Below are 2,368 nucleotides of genomic sequence, written 5' to 3'. Positions count from 1 at the left end.
GTCGGGCACCTGCGCGTACTGCACGGCCTGCCAGGCGGTGGGCAGGATGTCCGAGAGGAACAGGTAGCGGTGGTCGGGCAGCTCGTTGCCCACCACGATCGGGCCGTAGTCGGCGTGCGGCACCCGCAGCAGTTCGGCCTGCCCGCCGGGCCACCTGCCCGTACATCTTCGAATACCCGAACAGCGCCGCCCCCTTGCCCTGGTCCTTGACCTGGGTGGTTTCGCACTGGGACTGCAGCCCATGCTCGCACATCCAGCAGTGGCCGCAGGCGATGTTGAAGGGGATCACCACCCGGTCCCCGACCTTGAGGTTGTGCACCTCGCTGCCCACCTCAACGACCACGCCCATGGGCTCGTGGCCGATGATGTCCCCCTCCTGCATGAACGGGCCGAGCAGTTCGTACAGGTGCAGATCCGAACCGCAGATCGCGGTGGAGGTGATCCGCACGATCGCGTCGGTGGGCTGCTGCAGCTGCGGGTCGGGGACCTGGGTGTACTCGATCTTGCGTTTGCCTTGCCATGTCAGTGCCTTCATGCCTGCCTTTCGGTTGGGTTGGGCTGGTGCCGGGGGTTCGCCGGGCGGTGGCCGCCGCCGGCGGTGGTCCTAGCGCTCGTCGTCGTACTGGTCGCCCTCGGAGGGGTCCAGGTCCGGGTCGATGCCCACGGTGGGGTCATCCTCTTCCCCGGGCTCCGGACGGTCATCCACGTCCGGGTTCCCCTCGGAAACCGGCCAGGCCTTCTCCACCAGGTTCTGGTCCGGGTCCTTGATCTTGTCGATGGTTTCCTTCACCGCATCCTTGGCCTTGTCGATGAAACCCATGTGGTGTTCCGCCTTTCCTCGATTCGGGAACGTGGGGTGCCAGCGGCCGCGCACGCAACAGCTGACCCCCTACCAAGTACCACGCATGGTGGCGCGGGAACACGCTTAATCGGTTTCTTACAGAATGCCCGGCCCCCAGCTTGGCCCGCCGGCGGTGACGGCATAAAGGTTGCTGGCAATCATTGCCGCTGGACCCGGGCAGCGGCCACGCTGGGGGTGTGCCTGGATGCCGCCGCAGCGGATTTTGCTTCAGCGCATCGGCAGCGGCGGCGGGCATCGACAACTCAGGGAGCCGACCGGCTTCCGTTCCCCTGAAAAGGAAGGAAGTAGGACCATGGCAACAGTGACCGCACGAGAACTCATGACCTCTCCGGCCGAGTGCGTCAACGAGCAGGATTCCATCCAGGTCGCCGCGCAGCGCATGCGGCAGCTGGATGTGGGCATGCTGCCGATCTGCGGCAGCGATGAGCGGCTGGCCGGAACCATCACCGACCGCGACATCGTCATCAACTGTGTGGCCGACGGGGTGGAGACCTCGCGGGTGAAGGTCGCCGACTACGCCCAGGGCAAGCCGGTGACCATCGGCGCCGATGACTCCGTGGAGGAGGCCATCAAGACCATGCAGCAGCACCAGGTGCGCCGCCTGCCGGTCATCGACGGGCACAAGCTGGTGGGCATGCTCGCCCAGGCCGACGTGGCCCGCTACTACGACGAGGAGCGCACCGGTGACATGGTCTCCGGTGTTTCCCAACCGCAGGACTAGGAGACACACAGCCGCTTGACCCATACTCAACAACTACGAGGCACTGTGGTGGCCCGGCCCCTGGCCGGCCACCACAGTGCCATATCCAGCACCGCCGGATGGCGCCTTGGAAAGTGGGGCGCATGAGCACCGGCGGGATCGACAGGCAGGAACAGATGGCCGCAGAGGACAAGTCCGAGGGCGAGGAAAGCCCGCAGCGGGAACCGGATTACACGGTGGGGCTGCTTGCCGATCCCGGAATCGCCCAGACACTGGCCGGCCGGGTCCTGCAGCCGGTGCGCCACACGCTGAACACCCGCGATGAGGGCGGCAAGCTGTGGGAGATCGACAGCGACCGGCAGTCGTTGCCGGTCTCGGCCGCCGGGCGGGTGATGATCAACGACCACGCCGAATCGCTGGGCAAGCGCCTGGCTGGGACTACGTGGTCTACCTGACCGACATCCCGCAGTACGTCGAGGGCCGGCCGGTGCGCATGATCGTCAGCAGCGCCCATCGGGTGGCGACCATCGTGGTGCCGATGATGGGCCTGGCCCGCCGCCGCACCCTGATCGACTGGGTCCTGCGGGCCATCAAGGAACTGCACGAGGACAACGAGACCCCCGAGCCCTCGGTGAAGATGCCCGACCGGCTGCTGTCAATGACCGGCAGCGTGGTGCACGAGCAGGAGCCGGAGGACCGCTTCTCCACGGTGGAGGGGCTCTCGGGCCGGCTGCTGCTGGTGTTCGGGATGGTGCGCAGCAACCGTCCCTGGCGCCTGGTGCCGCGGCTGTCCTCCGCCATGGCCG

The 2,368-nt window shown here is 67.0% G+C and carries 3 protein-coding genes and 2 pseudogenes; 3 read left to right on the top strand and 2 right to left on the bottom strand.

The features are described 5' to 3' along the window. Window positions 1–535, bottom strand: a pseudogene (locus tag JCM19049_RS11940) (alcohol dehydrogenase catalytic domain-containing protein); the annotation flags it as partial. A gap of 69 nt (window positions 536–604) precedes the next feature. After that, complete coding sequence (locus JCM19049_RS11935) at window positions 605–820, bottom strand: hypothetical protein (protein ID WP_054821704.1); 216 nt, start codon at window positions 818–820, stop codon at window positions 605–607. Window positions 821–1,154: 334 nt separating this feature from the next. Here JCM19049_RS11935 and JCM19049_RS11930 point away from each other — a divergent pair, with 334 nt between their 5' ends. From JCM19049_RS11930 to JCM19049_RS11920, 3 genes and pseudogenes are all read left to right on the top strand, one after another. Next, on the top strand, window positions 1,155–1,583 hold the full coding sequence (locus tag JCM19049_RS11930) for a CBS domain-containing protein (RefSeq protein WP_054821703.1): 429 nt from the start codon (window positions 1,155–1,157) through the stop codon (window positions 1,581–1,583). Window positions 1,584–1,705: 122 nt separating this feature from the next. Continuing rightward, window positions 1,706–2,017, top strand: coding sequence for a hypothetical protein (locus tag JCM19049_RS11925; RefSeq protein WP_054821702.1), 312 nt, complete (start codon window positions 1,706–1,708; stop codon window positions 2,015–2,017). After that, a pseudogene (locus JCM19049_RS11920) lies at window positions 2,005–2,368 on the top strand (hypothetical protein); the annotation flags it as partial. The gene JCM19049_RS11925 and the pseudogene JCM19049_RS11920, both read left to right, overlap by 13 nt.

It is taken from the genome of Arthrobacter sp. JCM 19049, from assembly GCF_001310435.1.
Note: the sequence above shows the minus strand (reverse complement) of the source record. Positions and strands in the feature narration are given on the sequence as shown.